We start from the raw sequence: 24,263 nt of genomic DNA on the forward strand, positions 1-24,263 counted from the left end.
CAATCAGGTTTATCGCTTTTTCGTGTAGCCCTTTGGGTGGGTTTCTCGCGGTTTTTCCCCCTGGGTAGTCGGCGTTTTCTGATTTTCTCAACCGCTCATCCAGACGCCTTTTGCTGCGGCATGCTCCGACGCCTTGCCCTCTGCCCGGACGTCACGGATGACCCACGCTGCCCACATTGCCCTGATCGAACATGAACTGAATGGCTTTCACCAGAGCCTGGTGATTTATCGCCAGCAAATGGACGCTTGGTATTCGCGCGCGCTGGATTCAGTCAGCCATGGGCTGGACATGCCGTCGCTGCTGGGGATGGACCGGGTGTTGCGGGTGGGCAATTCGCAGCGGGCGGTGAGCATTGCGGATGCTGACTTTTCGACCGTGGCCCAGTGCGCGGTGGGCGGCGAGCTGAAGATCGAGAGCCTGTTCGAGTCGGTGTATGACGTGCCGATTGGCAACATCCCGGTCGAGGTGATCGGGCTGGATGACGGCAGTTCCAAGGTGATCATGCTGGATGAACAGGGTAAGGGTTCGCACCACTGCGCGGCGGGTGGGCGCTATCAAGTGCGGGTGCAGGGGGGCGTGTCCGAGGAACAGGTCGAGGCGTTGTTCGCCTCATACACCGGTCTGACCGGGGACCTGGAGCGGTGGCTTCGGGAGCAATGGTCTGGCTTTAAACCCCAGTGGGAACGCTCGACCGCCAGTGCAATTGGCAGCGGCCTGTTGGCGGGCAGTTGGGCGGCGATTCGCGATGTGTGGGACAGCATCAAGCTGGTGCAGGCGATTCTTGAAAACCCGCTGAAGTTCGTCGAACAGTTGGGCACCGAAGCAGCCAAATTGGCGCAGCTCGCGACCGATGCACCCAAGGTCATGGAGCAGGCCATGTTGCTGGCCAGTGACGAGGCCGCGCTGTACCTGATGTTGCGCACGGCGATGATCTGGTTGGATGCATTGCCACCCAGCGAAATAGCGAAAGTGGCGGCTGGGTTTGTGGTGTCGCTGCTGATCGACCTGGTGATTGGTGTGGTGTTGACCATCGCCTTGCCGGCGGCGGGTGTGGCGTATTTGAGTCTGCGGCTGGTCAAGTATGGGGCGCAGATTCTTGATGCGGCGGTGGGCTTTGTTAAGGGGCTCTTGGCAATCCTGACGAAGTTCATGCAGGCCGTGGATCGCTACAAGGCGGTCGCGGTACGCGGGATGGTCGGCGGGCTCAAGCAAGGCACGATGCAGATGCGCTGGAAGGCGCGGCAGAACGCGGTGCTGAAGCAGAAGGAGCCTGTGGATGACGTGCCGGCTGTTGCGAAGAATCCGGCTGGGGATGCGGCCGCCTCTTCCGACAAGACCGCCACCAACGGCTGCCCGGTGTCGATGGTCACGGGCGAAGAACTGCTGACCCTCACCGATGGCGCGCTGGACGGGATGTTGCCGTTTGAGTGGACCCGGTTGTACCGCACCAGCGCGGTGGAAATGGATTGCGGGCTGGGGTTTGGTTGGAGTCACTCGCTGGGCCATCGGCTGAGTGTTTCCGGTAATTCGGTGGTGTGGACCGATCATGAAAACCGCTCGACCACCCTGCCCTTGCCCACGGTTTCCCGCCCCGCAATCACCAATAGCCTGGCTGAAGCGGCGATCTATTTAGGGTCGTTGCCCGATGAACTGGTGCTGGCTCAGGCGTCACGTTTCTACCACTTCCGCGACGGTGTGCTGACAGCGATCAGCGATGCGTATGACAACCGACTGCGTATTGCCCGGGATTTTCTGGGGCGCATTGAGCGGCTGGATAACGGTGTGGGGCGCTCGCTGTTGTTGCGCTACGCGTCGGGCCGGATTGTGGCGGTGGACTACCAAGTTCAACGCATCGTGGACGAGGGTCCGTATGTTTGGGTGACGGAACAGACGGTTGTTTCCTACGCCTATGACGACCTTGGGCGACTGATTTCAGCGACTAACGCTGTCGGCGAAAGCGAGGTTTATCGGTACGACGATCAGCACGTCATTCTTGAACGCGGCTTGGCCGGTGGGGCGAGTTTCTACTGGGAGTGGGAACGGGCTGGCAAGGCGGCGCGGTGTGTCCGGCATTGGGCGAGCTTTTCGCAGATGGACACGCGGTATGCATGGGACGACGACGGGCAGGTCACGGTGTTTAACGCCGATGGTAGCCAGGAAGTCTACGTGCATGACCAGCGCGCACGGCTGGTGCAACGGGTGGATCCGGACGGGGCCGAGCACTTCAAGTCCTACGATGACAACGGGCGGCTGACGGTTGAGCAGGATCCGCTGGGCGCGATCACGGCGTATCAGTACGACGAAGCTGGGCGCTTGGTGGCGTTGTTTCCGGGGGATGATGAGCCAACGACCTACGAGCATGACAACGGGTTCGTACGGGTTGTGCGGCGGGGTCAGGCGGTTTGGAAGTATGAGCGCAATGATCAAGGCGATGTAACGCGCAAGACCGATCCTGACGGTCATGTGACTGACTACAGCTACAACAAATACGGGCAGCTGGTTGGGGTTTGGTACCCGGATCATAGCTGTCAGCGGCTGGTGTGGAATGAGCGTGGGCAGTTGCTTGAGGAGCAGTTGCCGAATGGTGGGATCAAGCGTTATCGCTATGACGATCTGGGGCGACAGATTGCGCGAGAAGATGAACATGGCGCGCAGACCCAGTATCAGTGGGACAGCATAGGTCGGTTGATTCGCGTTGTGCAGCCAGGCGGCGAGTTCAGGGAATACATCTACAACCCCTACGGAAAAATCACCTCCGAACGCGATGAACTGGGGCACGTCACGCGCTACGAATACGCCGACGGCCTACACCTGATCAGCCGGCGCATCAACGCTGATGGAAGCCAGGTTAAATACCGCTACGACAATGCGCGTTTGCTGCTGACCGAGATCAAGAATGAAGTCGGCGAGACCTACAAGCTCGCTTACCACCCTAACGGCCTGATCCAGCAGGAAATCGGGTTTGACGGACAGCGCACGGCTTACGTCTACGACCTCAATGGCAACCTGCAGGAAAAGACCGAACACGGCGATGACGGCAGTCAGCTGGTCACCCGCTACGAACGCGACTATGCCGGGCGACTCGTAAGAAAAACCCTGCCCGACGGCAACAAGGTTGATTACGCCTACGACCGCCAGGGCAATCTCCTAAGCGTCGAAGATGGTCATTGGGCCCTGGCCTACGAATACGACGCTCAAAACCGCCTTACCGCCGAACACCAAGGCTGGGGCACCCTCCGCTACGGCTACAACGCCTGCGGCCACCTGCAAAACCTGCGCCTGCCGGACAACAACCGCCTCACCTTCAATCACGACAAAGGCGGTCACCTCGCCACCGTCGAACTGAACGGCGCAGTACTCACCTCGCACCTCTTTACTGCCGGCCGCGAACAGCAACGCCAACAAGGCCAACTGCTCAGCCACTACCAACACGACCACCAAGGACGCCTGTTCAACCAGAGCATCAACAACGCCGAAGGCCCGCTATACCGCCGCCACTACGACTACGACAAATCCGGCAACCTCACCCGTCTGCTCGACACCCGCAAAGGCGATCACCGCTACCACTACGACCCCCTAAGCCGCCTCACCCGCGCCGACCACACCCAAGACGAGCAAGAGCGCTTCGGCCACGACCCCGCCGGCAACCTGCTCATGCAAAACCGCACCGGCCCCGACATCGTCGCCGGCAACCGCCTGATGATCCAAGGCGACCACCACTACGACTACGACGCCTTCGGCAACCTCATCCGCGAACGACGCGGCAAAGGCCATCAACTCGTCACCGAATACCGTTACGACTGCCAGCATCGGCTGATCGGCATTAAAGCGCCCAATGGCCAGACCGCTAGCTATCGCTACGACCCATTTGGCCGCCGCATCAGCAAAACCGTCGGCAGTGTAACCACTGAGTTCTTCTGGCAAGGCGACAAACTCATCGCCGAACACCACGCGGACCGCCACCGCAGCTATCTCTACGAACCGGACAGCTTCCGCCCGCTGGCCTTGCTGGAGGGTTTTGGTCCAAAGGGAACCAAGCCCTACCACTACCAACTTGACCACCTGGGCACCCCACAGGAACTCACCGCTCCAGATGGCGAAATCGTCTGGTCAGCGCATTATCGCGCGTATGGCGAAATCAGCCGTCTCGACATAGGAAAAGTCGACAACCCGCTGCGCTTCCAGGGACAGTATTTCGATCAAGAAAGCGGACTGCATTACAACCGCCATCGCTACTACAATCCGGATGTAGGTCGCTATCTGACGCCGGACCCGGTGAAGTTGGCGGGTGGGATCAATGCGTACCAATACACTACCAATCCCACGGGCTGGGTAGATCCATCAGGACTGAATGCCTGTCCCGGGGAGGACAGCTGCAAACTACAGACAATCCCGGGCGCGGACAATCCAACCCAAAAAGCACATGTGGAGGATGGAGTTCAATCGCCTCCCCTCATCCACGGAGTTAATGCGGAAACCTTGAGTCGAACACACACCATCGAGGGCAAACGCTCAACCAAACGGGTTGAGAAAATTGCCCTTAGCATGCGAAGCGATGGGTACAAAATCAACGAACCCATTGAAATAGTCGAACACAACGAACGACGCTATATTGTAGACGGGCATCATCGTGCCTCGGCAGCAAGACAAACACATACGCCAGTCACCTTAAAGTTAATCACCGATATATATAGCCACGAAACCACGTTCAACAGCATTGAAGAAGTGATAGAAGCATCAAATGCGGTTGGGCTCGATAGATTGGATAGGCCAAGACGATGAAAAATCAGACCCTAGAAAATTTGATAGCCGAGTATTTGACGCAAGTTAAAAAAGCGACTGACTTGCTTGAACAAGCTTTTGGAACCAAGAACATTCTCAGGCTGTGGCACTCCAAAAAAATCCCGCGACGAGGATTTGTCACCGACGGTGTAACCTACGAGTTGCATGGCATTGGATGCAGCGTTTATCTATCTGAACTATGTGTCGACTTTGATTACGGTCCGAATGAAAGAGTCGATGGATTCGACCCGTGGAGACTGTATATGTACGCGTGCGAAGTACCATGCAGATACAAGAAATATACCAATAAAGATTCGCTTGAGCGTGATTTCAGCGAGTACCTGAAAAAGGGCAAAGCTCAGAAAATCTCTGGATCCATGTCCAACTTGTACTTCATACAGCCTTGATTGCATGGCCTGATCCAGTGATCAGGCCCTCAACTTCTCACCCCCACGCCACCACCAACAACCCCACCCCCAACACCAAACACAACGGCGAGTAAAAATACGTATCCAACCTCGCAAACCGCGAACCACCGACCTTCTTGAAAAACCCCACCAACTCCGAATCCCCAATCGCCCTGGCAAACATCAGCACCGCAATCGCGCTGATGCCCCACTGCAACGCTCCATGGGAGACCGCCGAGAAGTACAACCCGGCCCGCAGGCACACCAGCAGGGCAATGGCCACTAGCCCCATTGCCACCAGGAATGTGCCCAGCGCCGAGGGCTTGAACGCGGGTTTTGGGCCGCTGGCGAATTCGCCGGGCAGTTGGGGGATGGCGGCGAGGCTGCCGAGTTTGCCGCCGGCGGCCCAGTACAGGTGGACCATGCTGATGCAGGTAAAAACCCCGACAATCCATCGTGCGACAACAAAGCTCATGGCTGGCTCTCCCTGAAAAGGTGCGAAACAGGATAGTCGCCCTGAGATTTTTTGCAGGCATTTCGTCGGCGGCTGATGGTAAAGTGCCGCCCCATGAAAATCGCCCGTGCCGACCGCTCGCTCATTGCCTGGATGCTCTACAGCTGCGTCCTGTTCAATGTGTTCGCCTGCAGTATTGGTCATGGGCAGATGGTCGGGATGCAGCTCAATGGCATCGGCGGTCAGTTTTGTACGGTGGACCCGCGTACCCAGGCGCCACAGCCGTCCAACTCCACTGAAAAGAATTTGCCTACGCTGTCCAAGGCGTTTGGTTGCCCGCTGTGTTCCACCGGTGGCATGGGCCCGGCGCTGAGTTCCAGCCTGAATGTGGCCGTATTGCCACAACCCCACGCCCCACCACCAGCCATTGTCCTGGCTGCTGACATCCCTGCCCGCTTCACCTGGCCCGCGGCTAATCCGCGCGCGCCGCCTGCGTTCGCCTGATTCCTTCGCGTTTTGACCTGCACTGAGCACCGTTTCCGCAAGGAAGTACGGGCGGCTGTGCGTTGTTTTCAAGCCAAGTTTTTCAGGATTCAACCATGAAACATCTACCTTTGTTGGCAGGCCTGTTCGGCTGCCTGCCTGTCTGCGCCTGGGCCCTTGAGTTGGCCCCAACGACCATTGATGGCGAACAAGCCGCCGAACCCGGCCTGGCCCTGGACCAATCCAGTGGCATGGCCTCAAGGTTGGGCTTGAGCGTGCGGGAAACCCCGGCGTCGGTGGCCATCGCCAATCGCAATGATATCGAGCGCCATGGCGCCAAGACCTTCCGCGACGCGGCCAATACCCTGCCCGGCGTCAACGCCAGCGCCCCACCGGGGTTTGGCGGGTTTGTCTCCTACCGTGGTTTTACCAGCAGCCAGATCACCCAGATGTTCAACGGCATCAACGTCGCCACCGGCCTGGCCCGTCCCGTGGATGCGTGGATCTATGACCGGGTGGAACTGGTGGGCGGCCCCTCCTCGCTGATCAACGGTGCAGGCTCCGTGGGCGGTTCGCTCAACTACGTGACCAAGCTGGCCACCCGCGAGGAACAGGCAGCCGAAGGCCAGCTCACCTATGGCAGCTATGACACCGCCGGCATGGCGTTTGGCGTCAATCACGCCCTGACCGAACCCGGCGCCGATGTGCAGCACTACGCGCGCCTGGATGTAAGCCGCAACACCAATCACAGCTACATCGACCGCGACCAGCGCGAGGCCTGGAGCCTAGCGTTTTCCCTGCTCAGCGACCTCACGCCCAACCTGTCTCACACCCTGGCGCTGGAATACCAGGATGAGCATGAAGACAGCCCCTACTGGGGCACGCCGGTGCTCAACCCCAAGGTGGGCGAGCTGAAGATCGACAAGCACAACCGCTTCAACAACTACAACGTTGCTGACGGTCGCTACGAACAGCGCACGATCTGGGCGCGCTCGATCATCGACTACCGGCTCAACGACAGCACCACGCTGAAAAACACCCTCTACCACCTGGGCAGCCAACGCGATTACCGCAACCTGGAAACCTACCAGTACAACGCCGACAACAGCGCGGTGAACCGCTCGACGGCTTACCAGGTGCGTCATCAGGGCGAGCAGAACGGCAACCAGTTCGAGTTGCGCCACGACGACACTATTTTTGGCCTGTCGACCACCTGGTCTGGCGGTTTCGAGTACAAGGTCAACAGCACCACCAACACCCCGCTGAATGTGCCGGGCAACAGCACGGTAGACCCAAACAACTTCGACCCCGGCCACTTCTACGACATCCCGCGAACCCGAGAGAAGTTCGGCAAGGACAAGACCAACGAAGTCACCACCAAGGCGCTGTTCGTGGAGAATCGTCTGGGCCTCACTGACAAACTCTCGCTGCTGAGCGGCCTGCGTTATGACGCCATTGACCTGGACGTCACCAACCACCGCGCGATAACCGCCACCAACCCTCGCCACTTCAAGCGCAGCTGGGAACCGGTGACTGGCCGCGTGGGCCTGACCTATCAGTTCATCCCATCGGCCAATGTGTATGTGCAATACAGCACTGCGGCGGAGCAACCGACTACCACCACGCAAGTGTTCGATGTCTCGACCGGCAAACAGTGGGAAGTGGGCAGCAAGTTCGATTACCTGGACGGCCGTGGCTCGGCCACCGTTGCCGCGTACAAGATCGAGCGCAAGGACTTTGCCGTCACCGATCCACAGGATCCGACCAACAGCATTCCGGTCGGCGCGCAATCATCCAAGGGTATCGAGTTGGCCAGCTCGCTGCGCATCACGCCCAAGCTACTGGCAGAGGGCAACTTCGCCTGGGTCGATGCCGAGTACGATGACTTCAACGAGAAAATCGCCAGTGGCGCGGTGGTCTCGCGCAAGGGCAACACGCCCACTAACGTGCCCAAGCGCGTGGGCAACCTGTGGCTGACGTATGACTTTGCCGAGGACTGGCAAGGGGGTGTGGACGCGCGGTATGTCGCCGAGGTGTACGCAGATAATGCCAACACCCAGACAGTGCCGGCCTACACGCTGTTCGGAACGTTCCTGCGCTATAAGGTCGACTCGCACGCCTCGGTGACGGGCCGGGTGCGCAACTTGACGAATGAAGTGTATGCCGAGTTCGCGCACGTATCGCCCGCCTATTACTTGGGCTCGCCACGAACCTTTGAGTTGGCGGTACAAACCCGGTTCTGACATTCAAACACAAACCAATGTAGGAGCTGGCTTGCCAGCGATGGCGTCACCTGGGTACGCCTGGTGTACCGAGTCGCCTGCATCGCCGGCGAGCCAGCTCCTACACGTATCTGCCTTTGATCCAACCAATCAGGCCGCTTTCGCAGGCAACGCCAGCTCCCACATTCACCAGGCCGTGAGGCTCGCGCTTATTTCAAGCTGGCCTCAACCTTCTGCGCCACATCCTCGGTCAACCACGCCTTCCACACCTCGGGATGTTCCTTGAGAAACGCCTGGGCCACTTCCCGAGGGGCGGTGTGATTTTCGCTCATGGTCGCCAGGGCTTTATTCAGCGGGTCAATCGGAAATTCGACCTTCTCGAAGAACTGGGCGATCTGCGGGTGTTCCTTCTGGAACGGCGTAGAAACGCCGATGCTCAACTTGGATGCCAGCGACCGTGTTGGTTTTGGATCAGGGTTATCTGCATCCGTGAGGGTCTTCCACGCCTCGGCATCAAACGGTGGCTCTTCCAGCTGGATCAACTTGTAGCGCCCCATCAGCGGCGTCGGCGACCAGTAGTAGAACAACACCGGCTTGCCCCGGCGGATCGATGAGGCGATCTCGGCATCCAGTGCCGCGCCCGAGCCGCTGCGGAAGTTCACGTAGCTATCATCCAGGCCGTAGGCCTTGAGCTTCTGTTTGTTCACCACTTCCGAGGTCCAGCCGATCGGGCTGTTGAGGAAGCGCCCCTTGCCTGGGGATTCCGGGTCCTTGAACACGTCTTTGTAGCGCGCCAGGTCCTTCACGCTCTTGAGCTCGGGTGCGAGGGGCTTGATGCCTTTGGCCGGGTCACCCTTGACCACGTATTCCGGCACCCACCAGCCTTCGGTTGCACCCTTGACCGTATCACCCAGGCCCACCACCTTGCCTTCGGCCTCAGCCTTGACCCACACCGGACTGCGGCCGGCCCACTCTTCGCCGATCACCTGGATGTCGTTCTTCGCCAGGGCGGTTTCCAGGGTGATAGTGGTACCCGGCAGCGTGTCGGTGGGCAGCTCGTAGCCCTTCTCGACAATCACCCGCAGCACTTCGGTGATCAGGCTGCCGCTTTCCCAATTCAGGTCGGCAAAATGTATCGGTGCCTGGGCGGCGTTGACCGGCAGCGTTGCCACTGAAAGCCCCAGTGTCGTCAGGGACGCAGCCAACAGTGTTCTCAATCCTTTCATGCCTTCGCACCTCGCGATATCGCAGCCAATGGCGGACGGCTTTGCTGCGTATGCGCGAAGCCTCTGAATAGTTAAGTCAACTCAACTGTAGTAGAGGTTCCGGGAGATAGCGGGTGTTCACGGTTTTTGCTGATTACTCGCTGGCCTTGAACGTTACCAGCTCACCCTTGCGCCATTTGGCGGCCTTGCCGGTCACGGCTTTCAGGGTTTTGGTCAGGCCTTCCTGCAACTGCTCGTTGGCGGCGAACACCAGCATCACGCTGTGGCCTTCCTTGAACACAATGCCCTGGCCTTCGGTCGAGGACACAAAGGCATAGTCGCCCAGGCCATAGACGGTCAACTTGATGTCGCGAAACTTCAACTCGAACTTGCCGCCTTCACGACTGGGCAATACCGCCGCGCGGAAATGGTCGCCGACTTTGAGTTCAAGGCGAGGCTTGTCATCCACCACCATCGCCGCTTCAGTGTCGATTTCGGCAATGTAGATGCCTTCCGGCGTCTGTTCGGTGATGTAAACAAAACGGGATTGAAACTGTTTGACCAACTTTGCGCGCAAATCACCCAGCACGAATAACGCGTGCATATCCAGATTACTGACTGCCAAGGAAACGCCCCCACATCGAAAAGAGCGCAGCCCGCCAGAGCGGGCAGCACAAAAAAACGGCCGTTACGGCACGATCACACAACGCATTGTTTGAAAAAAACTGAAGAAAATCCCGCTGTCGCGCCATAAGACTAGTACAGACGTACGCGATGGACCTTGTGCAAGGTCATCAGGCATCACAGGAGATCACAGGTTCCACGGCCCGAGAATACGGGCTGACCAACTTCAGAGAAAAACCCAATTAAAAATGCAGTTTTCCGACATGCCAACACAAATAAACACACCTGCCTTGGAACTGCGCGTTGGCCGCCGACAACAATACTAAAACAGCAGCACCGTGCAAAACCACCCACAACGTTGCAATCACATCACCCGGATCGACCGAAAGGAGCAGGCCATGCAACGATCAACCTACAGCGCTATGTCTTCGCACACCCGCTCATCCCGTCAGGACGAAGCTCAATACTACCGCCTGAATGGCGTTGATGGGTACTCGGATTCGGTTCTTTACCAAGTCGTACCGGCCGGTAGAAACTTCTTCCACATCCGCGAAGTGCTCAGCGGCAGGATCAAAGGCTTTCGCAGCGACCATGTCAAGGCCTGCGAGTTGGCCAAGAAACTTGAAACGATGTTGCAAACCGCTCACGGAGCATTCGTTTCGTCAGCCCGCTAACTTAACTGCGCCGCCGACCCGCAACAACTGCCATACTGGCCCGTCCACTGAAGTTTGTGCCCGCCGGGCCAGGTTTCACCAGTGCAGTTATCTCCAAGGGAAGGCTCTACGTGACGGAATTTGATATCGGCGAATTTTTCATCCATGGCGACGCAAGGGAAGTAGACGGCGAATTTCAAGCAGTCATCGTGATGCGGGCCAAGCCACCGCTGACCACTGTCACCACCCACCAAGTGGAAAAAGACCGCTGGTTCAAAACTGTCGACGCGGCTGCCATCGCCGCCAAGGACGCCGCCAGGGCGTTAAAGACTGCCGTGGACGCCGGAGCCCTGAATTCCTGAGAATCCGATAGAACTCTGCTGCGCCGCAACCCTCCCATGCATAACGACCACCCTGCATGGAGAACGAAATGGACGCGCCAATCCCCACCCTTGAAACCTTGTTTGAACAATTGGGCCTGGATTCAACCCCAGAGGCCATCGATGCGTTTATCGTTGCCCATCCATTGCCTGAAGACGTGAAGCTCATCGATGCACCGTTCTGGTCGGCGCAACAAGCGAGTTTTCTCAAGGAAGAGCTTCGCGACGATGCCGAATGGGCGATTGCCGTGGATGAACTGAACCAACGCCTGCATCAAGCGAACTGAGTCGGCGTCAATGCAGGCTGTCTGACTGTTCCAGGCGCAACAGCGCCTGCCAGGCAGCCCTGCACTCCTGCGCTTCATCGCGACTGGCGAATGCTGTGCCGCGCTGCTCACCGTTGAGCAACACCACCCAGCAAACCTTCTGACCCAGCGCACGCAAGGTTTCGGGAACGCCACTGCCAATCATCACGGCGACATCGACTTTGTTTTGCATGGAGCTTCTCCGCAGCATTAGTTAGCTGGCTAACAATGTTGGCCATGCTACGGTTTTCCTCCAGTTGGAAAAAGCTATCCCCGGAATAGCTCCATTGCATAAACAGCAATAATCCCTATCGCCCGCCTTTTGCTACCTCGGGTTTATAACCCAGGCGCAAGCCGCCCCAATGCCGGCCGTTGACCATGATCGGCACCGACAGGTCGTGCATCAGTTCGCCGGTGTCACGGGTATAGGTTTGCAGCAGTACGGCCTGTTGGTGGCTGCCACAGCGGATCCCGGTGCGGTCTTCGAACTTGCGCTTGGTGCGGTTCTGCACGGCATCCACCTGCGCATCACCGGTCAGCGCGTGGGAGAACGCCTTGTTGTGCGTCGGCACATAGCCCTGGGGCGTGCAGGCGATGGCAAACACCAACCCTTCATGCCGTGGCAACAGTGCCTCCTGGATCGCCGGCAGCACCTGGTCGGTGTAGCCGTCAAAGCGGGTGTGGTATTTGCTCGGGCTGGTATTGGCAATCGGTGTGTAACTGCGGTCGAACAGGTCGTCCAGGCTGATGCGGTTCTGCTGCACATCGGCTTCGAACTGCGCGGCAATCCGGCTTGCGCCTTCACGCGCCAGGTCATAGATACGCTGGTGGTAGTCATCCAGCCCGACTTCGGCCAGGCGCTCGCTGATGGTTTCGGCCTGGCCTTCCATCTGCACGGCAGCGTCAGCCAGTTGACGGGTTTGCTGATCGCTCACGGCCAGGTCGCTGCGCATCTGCTCCACGGCATGGAACAGGCTGTCGAGTTGCGTGCGATTGGTGTCGGTGCCCTGGGCGATTTCATTGACCTGGCCTTCCACATCCGCCGCCAGGCTGGCGATATTTTGCAGGTGCTCGCCAGCGTGCTCAACCTGCTCGACGCCGGTGTGCAGGTCGGCCGAGAGCTGGCGAATCTGTTCCACCACCTGGGCAGTGCGTTGCTGGATATCCGCGACCATCACGCCCACTTCATCAGTGGCCGTGGCCGTTCGCCCGGCAAGCCCGCGCACTTCATCGGCGACCACCGCGAACCCGCGCCCGTGTTCACCGGCCCGTGCGGCTTCAATGGCCGCGTTGAGCGCCAGCAAATTGGTCTGGCTGGCAATGGACTGGATCACCAGGGTCACCCGCTGGATTTCCTCACTGCGCTGACTCAAGGCTTCGATCAGTTCACGGCTGGCATTGGCGCGCTGGCTGAGCTGGTGCATACGCGTGATCGATTGGGCCAGCACCTCACGGCCTTCAGTGCTGCGCCGGTGGGCCTGGCTGGCAGCGCCTAGCGCTTCGCGGCTGAGTTGAGAGGTGATCTTTTCGGTGCCGATCATCACCTCGGCACTGCTGACAATCTGCTTGGCGGCGCTCAACTGTGATTGCAACCGGGCAGCCAGCTGCTTGACCGAATAGGCCACGCCGGCGGCGGACAATGCGTTATGGCTGGTGGTGTAGGACAGATCGCGCGTCAGCTCGCCAATCGCATCGACGCCTTCGGAGGAGGCAGTAACCGGCGTACGACTTTTCAACCGAGGCAGCCAGATCACCAGCAGCGCCAGTGGCAAGCAGAGGTAGAGTGGCAGGCTGGCAAACGCCAGGCCCAGCAGTACCAGCACCAGGGCGGTGCTCTGCAAGAACGGCGTGAGCCAGCCGGGCAACCCGCGCACCACGGGTTGCGGTGGCACTGCTGCGCCCATCAGAGATCCGTCTCCAGCCATCGTCGTTACCCCACTGCTTGTCATTATTGTTCCTGCATTAAACGCCACTATCGGGCCATTATCCATGGGCCTTTAGTGGGGTAGCTTGCAGCAGATCAATAGACGGGGTGTAACGGGTCTTTCCCTGGGGAACCGCGTGGCGATCCCCCAGCTTCACCGCATCAGGCTTGGCGCTGGTGCTTGTCGATCTGCTCGTGGCGCTCTTGCGCTTCGATGCAGTACTTGGTGGTCGGGCTGATCAGCAGGCGCTTGAGGCCGATAGGCTCGCCGCTGTCGTCGCACCAGCCAAAGGAATCTTCCTTGATGCGTTCCAGTGCACGCTCAAGCTGCGGCAGCATGCGCTGGTCGCGGTCGATTGCGTTGACCAGCCAGGTACGCTCTTCTTCAACGGAAGCGGCGTCAGCCGGGTCGGCCGGGGTGTCCAGGCTTTCAATGGCGATACGGTTCTGTTCAATGCGCTCGTGGTGTTCCACTTTCATGTCTTGCAGCAACTGCTCGAAAAAAGCGTGCTGTTCGGCATTCATGTAGTCATCCGCCGGCATGGCCAGCAACTTTTCCTTTGTCATTGATTTCTCTATAAAAAATACGTGCATTAAGGCGAATAAGGGAGCGTTCCGGCCGACCTCTGCAGGTCTCGGAAAGGCGCCGTCCATTCCAAGCGCCACCCGGCACTCAATTTACGAGGGGCGGCAGTCTAAGGCCGACTTGAGGGCGCAGCAACTGAAATGACAGGCATTTTTTCCCAAATAACCCCAAAAGGCACCAGGACGGGCTTGGCGAATGGTTATCGGAGTGCGTTTATAGCAAGAAATTCAGTGTTGTGGAGCCTTATAGGAGACAAACGGTTAATCGGCCCCCTGAGCAATACATAACGCCAGGCACCGGGCCGATGGGTTTTAGCTAGTGACCTCTTTATTCGAGCACTGGAAAAGGACCCTCCATGACCCTCTCTGACCCTGCACCTTCCACCATCACTCCCTTGATTGATGCCGTCAGCGCTCAATTCGCCGCGCGTCCTGACCTCTCCCATGTGGCCATGCTACTACTGGCAGGATTGATCAACCGGTCTTATCCATCATTATCTATCAGCCTGAGCCGTACACTGCTTGCCACGCCATCAGCCGACGGCGGCTGGACCTATCGCCCACTGATGCAACTGGTGATGACCTTCCTCGCAAACGGAACACCACCGGATTTCAGCAATCGCCATGGGCGTGCCTGCTTTCTCAGCGATTTCCCTCCTGCCCCCCTCAGACGGGCGCACGGTTACCCGCTGGATTTGTCGGTGATCGCAGGTTTCATCAGCTCCCTTGCCTGGACCTTGCCCATCGCGCTGCAAAATAAACTGGCGCACTACTGGGACGAGTTCACCGACACCGGCATCAACCGATGGGGTTGGCTGGGCGAAGTGCTGAGGGACGCCCTCTGCATCAGCGCCACCAGCCAGGCCAGCCTCGACGAGAACGAGCGAGGCATGCTGGAACAAATTATCAGCTACCCCGACCGCGATCATCGAAAGACCCGGTTTGGCAACGCCGCCGTACATGCCTACTGCCCACAAGCCATCTTAAAAGGAGCAGGCCAGGAACAGGCCGTGCTGGGCGTTGACCTGCTGTTGCAGCATTCAATCAATGGCCAGTCCCGCGTGCTGCTGTGCCGGCCGGCAGGCACTTGTGAGCGTTTTACATCGATGGACGCAGCCCTGCAGGCATGGTCTCAGCGGGTGACCCAGGACATCGTGGTTGAGCAGATCAACCTCCAGAGCATTGAACCGGACGGAAACCTGTTCGACACCCAGGCGGCCGCCCTGCTCAATCAGCAATTGGACCGTCTCGGCCGCCTCAAACTGCCGGCCCACCAAGACCTCGGGACCCTGCAAGCGCTCTACCGTGACATCACCGACCTCACCACCGAGTTACGCAGTAGCTTTACCCCCTCGGCGGCAGCCCTGACCACCTTGCGCGCCAAGGTGCCTGCATGGCTGAGGAATGCCTCGGCGGCGGATCGCACGCGCTACCGCAACTACAGCCTGAAATTGGCCAGCGCAAAAAAACGCAGCCAGGGACTGACATTCCTCAGCGATATTCCGGACATCCATACCTTCGCCCGCACAGCGCTGCTGGAACAGTTGCAATTGGATGGAATCCGCTTGAATGAGGCGAATCCCGAGCAACCAACCCCTACGCAGTTGCAGCCCGACGACTTGGTGCTGACATTTAGCGTGGCGGCCGGTTACCCAGGCGGCGCCGGTTTCGTGGAAAAGGTGCACATGAGCCTGACAGAGCTGGCCATCAAGAACCTCCAAGGCCAGCCACGCGGGGAACTCAGCGTCGCTCACCGCAACGCGCTGCCGCTGCCTGACTGGCTGACACCCCGCTATATCACTGGCAGCGGCGGGTTGATCCAGCAAGTGAACATCGGCAAAGCCTACCCTGACCTGCTCAAGTCCAAACTGCTGGGCGACAGCGACGCGGTGCACCAACGCCAACAACACTTCGCCGAACAGACCATCGTCCAACTGCCTATGCAGGCACTGGAGCAGAGCATTCAACAGCAAAACGGGTTCACCGCCCAAGGCGCAGCCTACGTAGCGGCAGTGGTAGCCGACCACGTGGATGAGCGCCATGTGGACGCACAACCGGTGGTCATTCGACATCTGGCGCTGGTACGAAAACCACAGGCCCTAGCGGATATCGTTGCCAACATGTACATCATCGAGTCGCAAAGCGGTGAGAGCGGCCCGCATATTCTCTACCGGCCTCTGTATGCAGATTCGCTGCAGCAATTTTCCAGCCGCCGGCAGTTGCTCGAAGCCATCGCCACCCCTGGTGAGCTGCAGAACAGCGTGCTGACCTGGCTGTCCGATGGCGCACGCCCCATCTACGACAACGGCGGCTTCCAACAGCCTCACTACGTACGTTTCGGCAGGGGCGATGAATTCGAATTACCCGAAGTGCCTGCACCGGCAGCAGTGGCCCAGGATGGCGCGAGTGATGAGTTGCTGCAGTTCCTATCCAACGGCCAACTGATGCAATACCTGTACGGCAGCAATGCTCGTGCGCTGGTGGACCAGGCTGACCGCGACTCGGTATCCAACGCCGAGAGCCGTTGGCGGGTATTCCTGGAGGGCGCCGGCTTGCTCTTCAACACGTTGCTGCTGCCCCTGGCGCGCGGCCCCTTCATGCTCGCCGGCTGGTTGCTGGGCTTGATGGCCAGTGCCGCCAAGGACATCCCTGCACTGGAAAGCCCGGACCCGGTGGCGCGGGAGCTGGCAATCGCCGACCTGCTGCTCAATGTCGGGATGCTGATGTTCCAACTGGTGCCGTCGGTGACACCTGCGCCGCACCCGCTGCCATCCGGTACCCGACAACAGGCGCTACGCTCGTTGGCCCCGCGCATTGCCGAACAATGGCCCGAGCCGCCCGCCCCCGTGATCAAGCAAGGTCCGGTGTTGCTGGAGGGCGTATGGCCGGAGCCGTCGAACACGGTGTTCGACTTCAGCTTTTCCAGTGCTCGCGAGCGTTTGACGCCAAGCCAACAGCAACGCCTGAAACGATTTGAGTTGCCCACTCCAGAGACGTTGCCCTCGCAGATCCTGACCGGGTCACGCAAGGGCTTGTATAAGCTCATGGACGACTGGTACGCAGTGATCGACTCGCGCTGGTATCGGGTACGCCTGGAAAGCGGGAGCGGCGTGGTTATCGTCGATCCGTTCGACGCCAGCCGCAACGGTCCCTACTTGAAGTCGGACGGCAAAGGCGGTTGGTCGCTGGACCTGGCCTTGCGCCTGTGCGGCGGCATGCCACCCCGGCGTATCGCTACGGAGCGCCTGCGCAAGGACCAGCGCAAAGCCCACCTCAACAAGGCATTGGAGCACTACCTCATGCCCCGGCAGGAATTGCGCGATGGCGCAATGGTGACGGTTCCCAGTGAACAGCAAGTGCTGCAAAACCGAGTCGATGTGGCCGAAGGCGTGATGAACCTGGCGGGTAACGACCCTCGCTACGCCGAAAAAGCCCAGTCCAGCCGCCAGCGTTATAACACCGAGCTGCAGGCGCAGCTCCAGGGCTACACCCGAGTGCTGGAGACACGTCAGGAACGCGCCGAACTGGGCATTGCATTGTCGGCGGAGCTTACCGGCAATCTACTGGAAAATACCGTGATCAGTGCGCGCAAAGTGGTCGTTATCGCAGACATGGACCGTAAGGCCCTCTACGGCGCCAACCCTGACTTCATCGGAACAGCCAGACAGGCATTCGCCGCCTCCTTGATTGACCCGCCCCGGTTCAATCAATTTGTCCAAGCGGTCAGCGAGATAGGCTCGCGACAGAACCTCGCACTGGAACTCAAGGACCGCTCACTGCTTGAACTATTCAACCTCGGCCCCTCGGGCGCCGAGCGCTACACCCGCCTGACACAAGGTCGTCCCTCGGAGCTCACCGCGCTGGCGGCGAAGTATTCCCAGTTGCAGAACTTGAAGTACCTGAGCCATAAAAACCGCGAGCTGGGGAGCTTTGTCAAGGAACTCGACGAGCTCTTCACCCCACTCAACCGCCAGGTGCACACCCACAGCGAACTCAACACCTTCAACTTCACACCCGAAGACCGCCTGGCCGTGCTGGACAGCTTGCTCCAGCACTATGGCCAGGCGTTGGATGCCGTGCAGGGCCTGGCCATCGTGCATGCTGACGACCTCGACATGACGTACTTCCCCCAGACCCGCACCATCCTTGAGGAGCTGTACCAGGACGTGCTGCTGAAGCTGGCCGCCGAGATAAAGCCCGAAGCAACGCCGATCAAGCAGCCACCGAAGAAACCGATGTCGGCGACCGGCAGGCCCCAGAAGAAAGTCATCAAGACGCGCCGGCAAGGGGTACTGATCGGCGATCTGAAGCCGGCAGGCACCACCCTGCCCATTGATGTGGTAGAGCTGCGGGCCGAGGAGGATGACCGCCTGCTTGCCACTTACTCACAACATGAGAACCGCTGGGATGAGGTGCGTGAGGAGCGTGGCCCTTCCCACCCGGAAATGCCACCGGACACTCGCGCCCTGCCGGTGGTCAAGGGCAAGGCCCGCAAGCAGCTCAAGGGACTTGAAGCCACTCTGCAGCGCCAGAAAGGCTATGCGAAAGTGTCGCGATTCCCGATCGAAATCCAGGAAAGCCTGGAGTATGAAGCGCGCGCGTTCAGCCAACTGGCAGATGAGCTGCAACGCGCAATCGAAGCTCAACCCGAGGATCAACAGACGGCTGCGGACCGCACCTTGCTCGACGAAATGCGCCAGGCATCCACCACCCTCATCACCCAAGGGCAGGCGCTGCGCATCGAGCGTACCCTCGCACTATTGCCCACTGACAGTCACCTGGCGTACCTGTTCGAACAAAACCACGTGCAGGTCGCCAGCCTCGACTCACGCATCGCCTCGACCGGCGAGCGCCGGGACTTCTACCAGGAGTATGCGATCAACGACAAACGCGGCTACCCCCTGTGGTACGCCCACATCCACTACCCCAACGTTGACACCCCAAAACTGGAGTACAGCGTGGCCCATGCGAAAACCCGCAAGCAGCGTCGAGAAAGCTATTACTCGCTGCTGGCCAAGGCGCGAAACCCTCACGAGGTGGTAGAGATTCATCGTGGCACGCTCAGCCGCGAGCTGGTCGAGCGCTGGTTCTTGCCGCTGGTGCCTTGAGGGCAGTAGAAAGTGGCAAGCGGCAAGCCTCAAGTGAACACCTGGCTTGCCGCTTGAAACGTGCAACGGCTGTTAACGCTTGAGCTTGCGCTTGTTGCGGTATTGGTCGATCACCACCGCCACCACGATGATCAGGCCCTTGATGATGTCCTGGATATACGCGTCCACCCCGACAAAGGTGAACCCGCTGGCCATCACCCCAAGGATCAATGCGCCGATCACGGTGCCGGTGATACGCCCTACCCCGCCCGCCAGGCTGGTGCCGCCGATCACTGCCGCAGCAATCGCATCCAGCTCATAGGACATGCCCATGCCGGCCTGGCCGGTGGCGGCACGTGCCGAGGCCACCACACCCGCCAGGCCAGCCAAGAGTCCGGCGATGCTGTACACGATGATCAAGTGGCGCTTGACGTTGATACCCGAGGTGCGCGCCGCCTGCATGTTGCCGCCGATGGCGTAGGTGTACTTGCCGTACTTGGTGTAGCGCAGCGCGATATGGAAGATCACCGCCACCACCAGGAAGATGATCACCGGCATCGCGCCATGGCCGATGGCCGTGTACGAATCCGAGAGCATGCTTACCGGCTGGCCTTCGGTGTAGTAACGCGCCAGGCCACGGGCCGAGACCATCATGCCCAGCGTCGCAATAAAGGGCGGAATGCCGGTGACGGCGATGATGCTGCCGTTGATCGCGCCCGCCAACAGCCCCACGCCCAGCCCCATCGCCACCGGGATCCACACGGGCAAGTCGGTGAGGTTCGGGAACACCGCACGGGAAAAGTCCGAGGTTTGCGCCAGGCTGGCGGCGATCATCGCCGACAGCGCCAGCACCGAACCGGAGGACAGGTCGATACCGGTGGTGATGATCACCTGGGTCACGCCAATCGCCAGCAGGCCGATGATCGACACCTGCAGGATCATCAGCACCAGGCGCTGGGAGTTCATCAGGAAGCTCTGGTCACGCACGATCCAGCCGAACAATTCAAACACCAGGCCAATACCGATCAGCACCAGGAAGATGCTCAGCTCGGTGGGCATGCGTCGACGACTTTTGGTTGGCACCGTCGCAGGTTTGTTATCCGTTATTGCGTTCATAACCCATCACCTTTTTATTCTGTACGTCAGTGGACTGCGGTCATCCCGGAGGCCAACTGCATGACTTTTTCCTGGGTCGCATCGCTGCGGTCCAGGGTGCCCATCAATTCGCCTTCGTGCATCACCATGACCCGGTCGCTCATGCCCAGTACTTCGGGCAACTCGGAAGAAATCATGATCACCGCCATGCCTTCGCTGGCCAGGAACGAGATCAAGCGATAGATCTCGGCCTTGGCGCCCACGTCGATGCCCCGCGTGGGTTCATCAAGGATCAGCAGGCGCGGGTTGGTCATCAGCCAGCGGGCCAGCAAGGCCTTCTGCTGGTTGCCGCCGGACAAGGTGTCGATGCATTGCTCAAGGGACGGGGTTTTCACCCGCAGCTTCTTGCACATGTCTTCGCACAGCGCACGCAGGGCTTTCTGCTGGATAAAGCCGTTGCCCGAGTAATGCGGCAGCACGGCCATTTCCATGTTTTCCAGGACCGACAGGCACGGGAACAGGCCACTGAGCTTGCGGTCCTCAGTCAGCAGGGCAAACCCTTTCTCGATGGCCATGTGCGGGTCGGTGATGCGCACCGCCTTGCCATCCAGGGAGATCTGGCCGCTGCTGCTGGGCGTGATGCCAAAAATGGTTTCTGCCACGTTGGTACGGCCCGAGCCCATCAGCCCGGCGATACCGAGGATTTCACCGGCGTGCAGATCGAACGATACGTCCTTGAACACACCGTCCAGTGTCAGGTCGCGCACCGACAGCAGCAGGTCGCCGATGGGCGTCTCGCGCACCGGGAACAGCTGGCTCAGCTCACGGCCGACCATCATCGAGATCAGGCTGTCGCTGTTCATGCTGTCGGCGCGTTGCAGGCCGATGTAGTGGCCGTCGCGGAACACCGCCACTTCATCGGCGATGGCGAACACTTCGTTCATTTTATGCGTGATGTAGACGATGCCTTTGCCCTGTGACTTGAGGTCGGCAATGATCGAGAACAGGTGGGCCACTTCCTTCTCGGTAATGGCGGACGTCGGCTCATCCATGATCAGGATGTCGGAGTCGTAGGACACGGCCTTGGCAATCTCGACCATCTGCCGCTCGGCGATGCTCAGGTTGCCCACATGTTCCTCAGGGTCCAGGTTGATGCGCAGGCGCGCCAGCAACTCGGCGGTGCAGCGGTGCATTTCGCGGTGATTGACCATGTGCAGACTGTTGAGCTGCTCACGACCGATCCAGATGTTCTCGGCGATGCTCATGTGCGGCATCAGGTTGAGTTCCTGGTGGATCATCGCGATCCCGGCCTTCTGGGCCGCCAGGGGTGTTTCAAACACAATCGGCTTCCCGCGCAGGCGAATCTCGCCGGCGTCGGGCTGGTAGATACCGGCGATGATTTTCATCAGCGTCGACTTGCCCGCGCCGTTCTCGCCCATCAGCGCCAGCACCGTGCCGGGGCGTACCCGCAGTTGCACGTCGGCCAGGGCCACGACGCCGGGGAAGCCTTTGCTGATGTTGACGATTTCCAACAGGTAGGGTTCGTCCAGCGGCAACGGCTGGATGCCGGGGGGCTGCGAGACAGCGGCTTGAGCGAGCATAAGGAGGTACTCCATCGGCAAGGCGGGCGCGACCGCCCTGCCGGCTTATTGTTGTTATGTAGGGGCTACTTGAAGTCTTTGACGTTGTCCGGGGTGATCAGCTGGAACGGGATCACTACGTTCTGCTCGATAGGCTCGTTCTTGGCCATCTTGCGCGCTGTCTCGACCGACTTGTCCGCCTGGCCCTTGGCGTCCTGGAAGGCCGACACGGTCATGTCACCCTTGGTGATTGCGTTCAGGCCGTCCGGCGTGCCGTCGACACCAGCGATCAACACGCCCTTCTTGCCCGCCGATTTGAGGGCCATGGACGCGCCGATGGCCATTTCATCGTTGTTGGCCAACACCGCGTTGAACTCGCGGCCCTGGGTCAGCCAGTCGTTGACCAGGGTCATGCCCTTGTCACGTAGCCAGATACCGGTCTGCTCCTGCTCGATCTTGATGCCTGGGTACTTAGTCAGGACTTCCTTCACACCCTTGGTACGGTTGGTGGTGGAGTTGTTTGCCAGGTCACCCAGCAGGATCACGATGTTGCCTTTGCCGCCAAGCTTTTCGGCGATGTACTGCATCTGCAGCTTGCCGGCCTCGACGTCGTCGGACGTCACCGCCGCGACGCCTGGGGCCAATGTCGGGCTGTCAGGACGCCGGTTGACGAACACCAGCGGGATTTTCGCTGCGGTGGCGGCCTTGATGATGTTGGCCGTCGACGCGGTATCCACCGGGTTGACGATGATCGCGTCGACTTTCTGGCTGATAAAGTTCTCGACCTGGCTCAGTTGCTTGACCACGTCGGCACGCGCGTCTTCGAACTGCAATTGCACGCCATCGCCCTTGGGATAGGACTTGGCTTGCTTGTCCATGTCTTCGCGCAGGTAGGTCAGGAAGGTGTCATCGAAGGCGGACATGCTCACGCCTATCTTGAGGTCAGCAGCCGAGGCAACACCGCTGGCGAGCAGCATGGACAGGGCCAGCGCGGTAAAACGGATCGGGGTCTTCATGAACGGTCTGTCTCCACTTTCTTGTTGGTTTTTTGGACGTTGCGTTTATCAGAGCTCGGCAGGCAGCCGGACGACCGGTGCGCCTGGAATGCAGCACACCAGCGCGCCTTTGTTTTCGACGCACAGCACATTAAGGAAGGAGAAGTAGAACGGCCGGGCGCGGGGCAGACCGCGTGGCGTGTGGGCAGGGCGTAAAACTCGCAGTACAGCGTTGAAGATTTTCATCTGACGGTACCTGGTTGTTTTTGATCTTGTTTTTGTTGAGTCGCGCGGGTCGAGCCCGAACGTACTTTATGCAACCTGGAAAAGACTTTATTGGAAAATAATTTCCATATCAACCTGTTTTAGAATTTTATTCTATTTTTGTTGAAACCACCTGCTGGCGCTCGGCGCTCAGGCGTGCGGCGTCCAATATACGGGTGGTTTCCAAGGCGTCATAGGCGTCCACTGGCAACGGTCCCTGCCCTTGCACGGCCAGTTGCAACTGCCGATAGAACTGCGTCCAGCAGCCCTTCTCCGACGGCACCCGCTCACGTTCCGCGCCTTGTTCGAACCAGCCCCAGCGCCGGTGCTCTTCGGCGCCCCAATGCTCGCCTTCGGTCTTCGGCGACTTGCCGGCCATTAGCGCCTCTTCCTGACCGTCCAGGCCTTCGACGGTGTAGCAACCCGACGTGCCACTAACGCGAAAACGCGGTGCCTGGCTGTTTTGCAAGGCGTTGCCCCACAGGTGGGAGATCACGCCGTTGGCATGGGTCAGGGAGACAAAGAAGCCGTGATCCACCGTGGGGTGTTCGGCGGTGTAGTGCAGTTGGGCGAACACTCGATCCACCGGGCCGAACAGTTGCAACGCCTGGTCGACCAAATGGCTGCCCAGATCGCGCAGCCAGCCACCACCGCTGGCGTTGCCCACGGCTTGCGGGCTGTAGCGTTCTACGCGGGACTCAAAGCGGGTGATCTTGCCCAGGGCACCGGCGTCGATGAGCTTGCGCAGGGTCAGGTAGTCCGAATCCCAACGCCGGTTCTGGTACACGCTGAGCAGCGTGCCCTGGCGCTCGGCGGCAGTAATCAGCGCCTGGGCCTGTTCGGCGTTGGCGGCAAAGGGCTTGTCACTGACCACGGTGACACCATGTTCGATGGCTTCCAGCACCAGGGCCGGGCGGCCTTTGAGGGTGGTGGAGATGACCAGGGCGTCGACACCGGCCTCGACGATCTGGCCGATGGAGTCAAAGGCTTTTACGCCGGGATGGTCCGTGTTCAATTGCTGACGGCGTTCGGGTGAGCGCGTCACGACGCCAACAAACGTGGCGCCGGGCAGTGTTGCAATCAACGGCGCATGAAAGAAGCGCCCTCCGTGGCCGTAGCCGACCAATCCAATTCGCATAGATACACTCCTGACTTGAACTGCAAACTCATTCAAACCTGTAGGAGCCGGCTTGCCGGCGATGGCGGTGCATCAGGTC

The 24,263-nt window shown here is 59.6% G+C and carries 19 protein-coding genes; 8 read left to right on the forward strand and 11 right to left on the reverse strand.

Annotation, left to right across the window (positions count from 1 at the left end; genetic code table 11):
* Nucleotides 1-157 precede the first annotated feature (157 nt).
* On the forward strand, nucleotides 158-4,783 hold the full coding sequence (locus AC0IYN_RS28100; protein WP_471844320.1) for an RHS repeat-associated core domain-containing protein: 4,626 nt from the start codon (nucleotides 158-160) through the stop codon (nucleotides 4,781-4,783).
* Nucleotides 4,780-5,190 carry a DUF6896 domain-containing protein gene (locus AC0IYN_RS28105; protein ID WP_406599669.1) on the forward strand — a complete coding sequence of 137 codons (411 nt, stop codon included), beginning with the start codon at nucleotides 4,780-4,782 and terminating at the stop codon, nucleotides 5,188-5,190. The genes AC0IYN_RS28100 and AC0IYN_RS28105 overlap by 4 nt, the downstream gene beginning before the upstream one ends.
* 37 nt (nucleotides 5,191-5,227) lie before the next feature.
* Here the strand turns inward: AC0IYN_RS28105 and AC0IYN_RS28110 are convergent, their stop codons facing one another.
* Nucleotides 5,228-5,665, reverse strand: a complete 438-nt coding sequence (locus AC0IYN_RS28110) for a DUF3995 domain-containing protein (RefSeq protein ID WP_025858765.1) — start codon at nucleotides 5,663-5,665, stop codon at nucleotides 5,228-5,230.
* 93 nt (nucleotides 5,666-5,758) lie between these two features.
* On the opposite strand from AC0IYN_RS28110, the gene AC0IYN_RS28115 reads away from it, so the two are divergent.
* Nucleotides 5,759-6,148, forward strand: coding sequence for a DUF2946 family protein (locus tag AC0IYN_RS28115; protein ID WP_457240077.1), 390 nt, complete (start codon nucleotides 5,759-5,761; stop codon nucleotides 6,146-6,148).
* Nucleotides 6,149-6,243: 95 nt separating this feature from the next.
* Nucleotides 6,244-8,370: a TonB-dependent receptor gene (locus tag AC0IYN_RS28120; RefSeq protein WP_471844323.1), complete on the forward strand. Its 2,127-nt coding sequence runs from the start codon at nucleotides 6,244-6,246 to the stop codon at nucleotides 8,368-8,370.
* A gap of 188 nt (nucleotides 8,371-8,558) precedes the next feature.
* On the opposite strand, the gene AC0IYN_RS28125 is transcribed toward AC0IYN_RS28120, so the two are convergent.
* Together AC0IYN_RS28125 and AC0IYN_RS28130 are read right to left on the reverse strand one after the other, a co-directional pair.
* A complete protein-coding gene (locus tag AC0IYN_RS28125; protein WP_099493436.1) occupies nucleotides 8,559-9,575 on the reverse strand; it encodes an ABC transporter substrate-binding protein in 1,017 nt (338 codons plus the stop codon).
* A gap of 133 nt (nucleotides 9,576-9,708) precedes the next feature.
* Nucleotides 9,709-10,158 (reverse strand): hypothetical protein, encoded by a 450-nt coding sequence (locus AC0IYN_RS28130; RefSeq protein ID WP_177409513.1) that lies wholly within the window; start codon nucleotides 10,156-10,158, stop codon nucleotides 9,709-9,711.
* A gap of 418 nt (nucleotides 10,159-10,576) precedes the next feature.
* Between AC0IYN_RS28130 and AC0IYN_RS28135 the strand changes: the two genes are divergently transcribed.
* The 3 genes from AC0IYN_RS28135 (at nucleotide 10,577) to AC0IYN_RS28145 (ending at nucleotide 11,498) form a co-directional block, all read left to right on the forward strand.
* Nucleotides 10,577-10,852, forward strand: a complete 276-nt coding sequence (locus tag AC0IYN_RS28135) for a hypothetical protein (protein ID WP_457240075.1) — start codon at nucleotides 10,577-10,579, stop codon at nucleotides 10,850-10,852.
* 110 nt (nucleotides 10,853-10,962) lie between these two features.
* Nucleotides 10,963-11,193 carry a hypothetical protein gene (locus tag AC0IYN_RS28140; RefSeq protein ID WP_058425726.1) on the forward strand — a complete coding sequence of 77 codons (231 nt, stop codon included), beginning with the start codon at nucleotides 10,963-10,965 and terminating at the stop codon, nucleotides 11,191-11,193.
* Nucleotides 11,194-11,261: 68 nt separating this feature from the next.
* A complete protein-coding gene (locus AC0IYN_RS28145) occupies nucleotides 11,262-11,498 on the forward strand; it encodes a DUF2789 domain-containing protein (protein ID WP_406599673.1) in 237 nt (78 codons plus the stop codon).
* 7 nt (nucleotides 11,499-11,505) lie between these two features.
* Here the strand turns inward: AC0IYN_RS28145 and AC0IYN_RS28150 are convergent, their stop codons facing one another.
* The 3 genes from AC0IYN_RS28150 to AC0IYN_RS28160 form a co-directional block, all read right to left on the reverse strand.
* Nucleotides 11,506-11,709 carry a hypothetical protein gene (locus AC0IYN_RS28150; RefSeq protein ID WP_406599674.1) on the reverse strand — a complete coding sequence of 68 codons (204 nt, stop codon included), beginning with the start codon at nucleotides 11,707-11,709 and terminating at the stop codon, nucleotides 11,506-11,508.
* 115 nt (nucleotides 11,710-11,824) lie between these two features.
* Nucleotides 11,825-13,507: a methyl-accepting chemotaxis protein gene (locus AC0IYN_RS28155; RefSeq protein WP_457248904.1), complete on the reverse strand. Its 1,683-nt coding sequence runs from the start codon at nucleotides 13,505-13,507 to the stop codon at nucleotides 11,825-11,827.
* 95 nt (nucleotides 13,508-13,602) lie between these two features.
* A complete protein-coding gene (locus tag AC0IYN_RS28160; RefSeq protein ID WP_010564800.1) occupies nucleotides 13,603-14,007 on the reverse strand; it encodes a TraR/DksA family transcriptional regulator in 405 nt (134 codons plus the stop codon).
* A 374-nt stretch (nucleotides 14,008-14,381) separates the two neighbouring features.
* Here AC0IYN_RS28160 and AC0IYN_RS28165 point away from each other — a divergent pair, with 374 nt between their 5' ends.
* Complete coding sequence (locus AC0IYN_RS28165; RefSeq protein WP_471844327.1) at nucleotides 14,382-19,133, forward strand: dermonecrotic toxin domain-containing protein; 4,752 nt, start codon at nucleotides 14,382-14,384, stop codon at nucleotides 19,131-19,133.
* A 72-nt stretch (nucleotides 19,134-19,205) separates the two neighbouring features.
* Here AC0IYN_RS28165 and AC0IYN_RS28170 read toward each other — a convergent pair whose 3' ends face one another.
* The 5 genes from AC0IYN_RS28170 to AC0IYN_RS28190 form a co-directional block, all read right to left on the reverse strand.
* Entirely contained in the window at nucleotides 19,206-20,228 is a 1,023-nt protein-coding gene (locus tag AC0IYN_RS28170) for an ABC transporter permease (RefSeq protein WP_471844330.1), read from the reverse strand.
* Nucleotides 20,229-20,254: 26 nt separating this feature from the next.
* Nucleotides 20,255-21,808: a sugar ABC transporter ATP-binding protein gene (locus tag AC0IYN_RS28175; protein WP_406599677.1), complete on the reverse strand. Its 1,554-nt coding sequence runs from the start codon at nucleotides 21,806-21,808 to the stop codon at nucleotides 20,255-20,257.
* A gap of 65 nt (nucleotides 21,809-21,873) precedes the next feature.
* Nucleotides 21,874-22,803 carry a sugar ABC transporter substrate-binding protein gene (locus AC0IYN_RS28180; protein ID WP_038848453.1) on the reverse strand — a complete coding sequence of 310 codons (930 nt, stop codon included), beginning with the start codon at nucleotides 22,801-22,803 and terminating at the stop codon, nucleotides 21,874-21,876.
* A gap of 48 nt (nucleotides 22,804-22,851) precedes the next feature.
* Nucleotides 22,852-23,028 carry a hypothetical protein gene (locus tag AC0IYN_RS28185; protein ID WP_012723783.1) on the reverse strand — a complete coding sequence of 59 codons (177 nt, stop codon included), beginning with the start codon at nucleotides 23,026-23,028 and terminating at the stop codon, nucleotides 22,852-22,854.
* Nucleotides 23,029-23,155: 127 nt separating this feature from the next.
* Nucleotides 23,156-24,184, reverse strand: coding sequence for a Gfo/Idh/MocA family protein (locus AC0IYN_RS28190; RefSeq protein WP_406599678.1), 1,029 nt, complete (start codon nucleotides 24,182-24,184; stop codon nucleotides 23,156-23,158).
* Nucleotides 24,185-24,263 lie beyond the last annotated feature (79 nt).

Source organism: Pseudomonas sp. AC112 (assembly GCF_979253545.1).

Bases quoted from the DNA above. Each gene is read 5' to 3' on its own strand.
- AC0IYN_RS28100 (WP_471844320.1), top strand. From the start codon at position 158: ATGACCCACGCTGCCCACATTGCCCTGATCGAACATGAACTGAATGGC.
- AC0IYN_RS28105 (WP_406599669.1), top strand. From the start codon at position 4,780: ATGAAAAATCAGACCCTAGAAAATTTGATAGCCGAGTATTTGACGCAA.
- AC0IYN_RS28110 (WP_025858765.1), bottom strand. From the start codon at position 5,665: ATGAGCTTTGTTGTCGCACGATGGATTGTCGGGGTTTTTACCTGCATC.
- AC0IYN_RS28115 (WP_457240077.1), top strand. From the start codon at position 5,759: ATGAAAATCGCCCGTGCCGACCGCTCGCTCATTGCCTGGATGCTCTAC.
- AC0IYN_RS28120 (WP_471844323.1), top strand. From the start codon at position 6,244: ATGAAACATCTACCTTTGTTGGCAGGCCTGTTCGGCTGCCTGCCTGTC.
- AC0IYN_RS28125 (WP_099493436.1), bottom strand. From the start codon at position 9,575: ATGAAAGGATTGAGAACACTGTTGGCTGCGTCCCTGACGACACTGGGG.
- AC0IYN_RS28130 (WP_177409513.1), bottom strand. From the start codon at position 10,158: ATGCACGCGTTATTCGTGCTGGGTGATTTGCGCGCAAAGTTGGTCAAA.
- AC0IYN_RS28135 (WP_457240075.1), top strand. From the start codon at position 10,577: ATGCAACGATCAACCTACAGCGCTATGTCTTCGCACACCCGCTCATCC.
- AC0IYN_RS28145 (WP_406599673.1), top strand. From the start codon at position 11,262: ATGGACGCGCCAATCCCCACCCTTGAAACCTTGTTTGAACAATTGGGC.
- AC0IYN_RS28150 (WP_406599674.1), bottom strand. From the start codon at position 11,709: ATGCAAAACAAAGTCGATGTCGCCGTGATGATTGGCAGTGGCGTTCCC.
- AC0IYN_RS28155 (WP_457248904.1), bottom strand. From the start codon at position 13,507: ATGGATAATGGCCCGATAGTGGCGTTTAATGCAGGAACAATAATGACA.
- AC0IYN_RS28160 (WP_010564800.1), bottom strand. From the start codon at position 14,007: ATGACAAAGGAAAAGTTGCTGGCCATGCCGGCGGATGACTACATGAAT.
- AC0IYN_RS28165 (WP_471844327.1), top strand. From the start codon at position 14,382: ATGACCCTCTCTGACCCTGCACCTTCCACCATCACTCCCTTGATTGAT.
- AC0IYN_RS28170 (WP_471844330.1), bottom strand. From the start codon at position 20,228: ATGAACGCAATAACGGATAACAAACCTGCGACGGTGCCAACCAAAAGT.
- AC0IYN_RS28175 (WP_406599677.1), bottom strand. From the start codon at position 21,808: ATGCTCGCTCAAGCCGCTGTCTCGCAGCCCCCCGGCATCCAGCCGTTG.
- AC0IYN_RS28180 (WP_038848453.1), bottom strand. From the start codon at position 22,803: ATGAAGACCCCGATCCGTTTTACCGCGCTGGCCCTGTCCATGCTGCTC.
- AC0IYN_RS28185 (WP_012723783.1), bottom strand. From the start codon at position 23,028: ATGAAAATCTTCAACGCTGTACTGCGAGTTTTACGCCCTGCCCACACG.
- AC0IYN_RS28190 (WP_406599678.1), bottom strand. From the start codon at position 24,184: ATGCGAATTGGATTGGTCGGCTACGGCCACGGAGGGCGCTTCTTTCAT.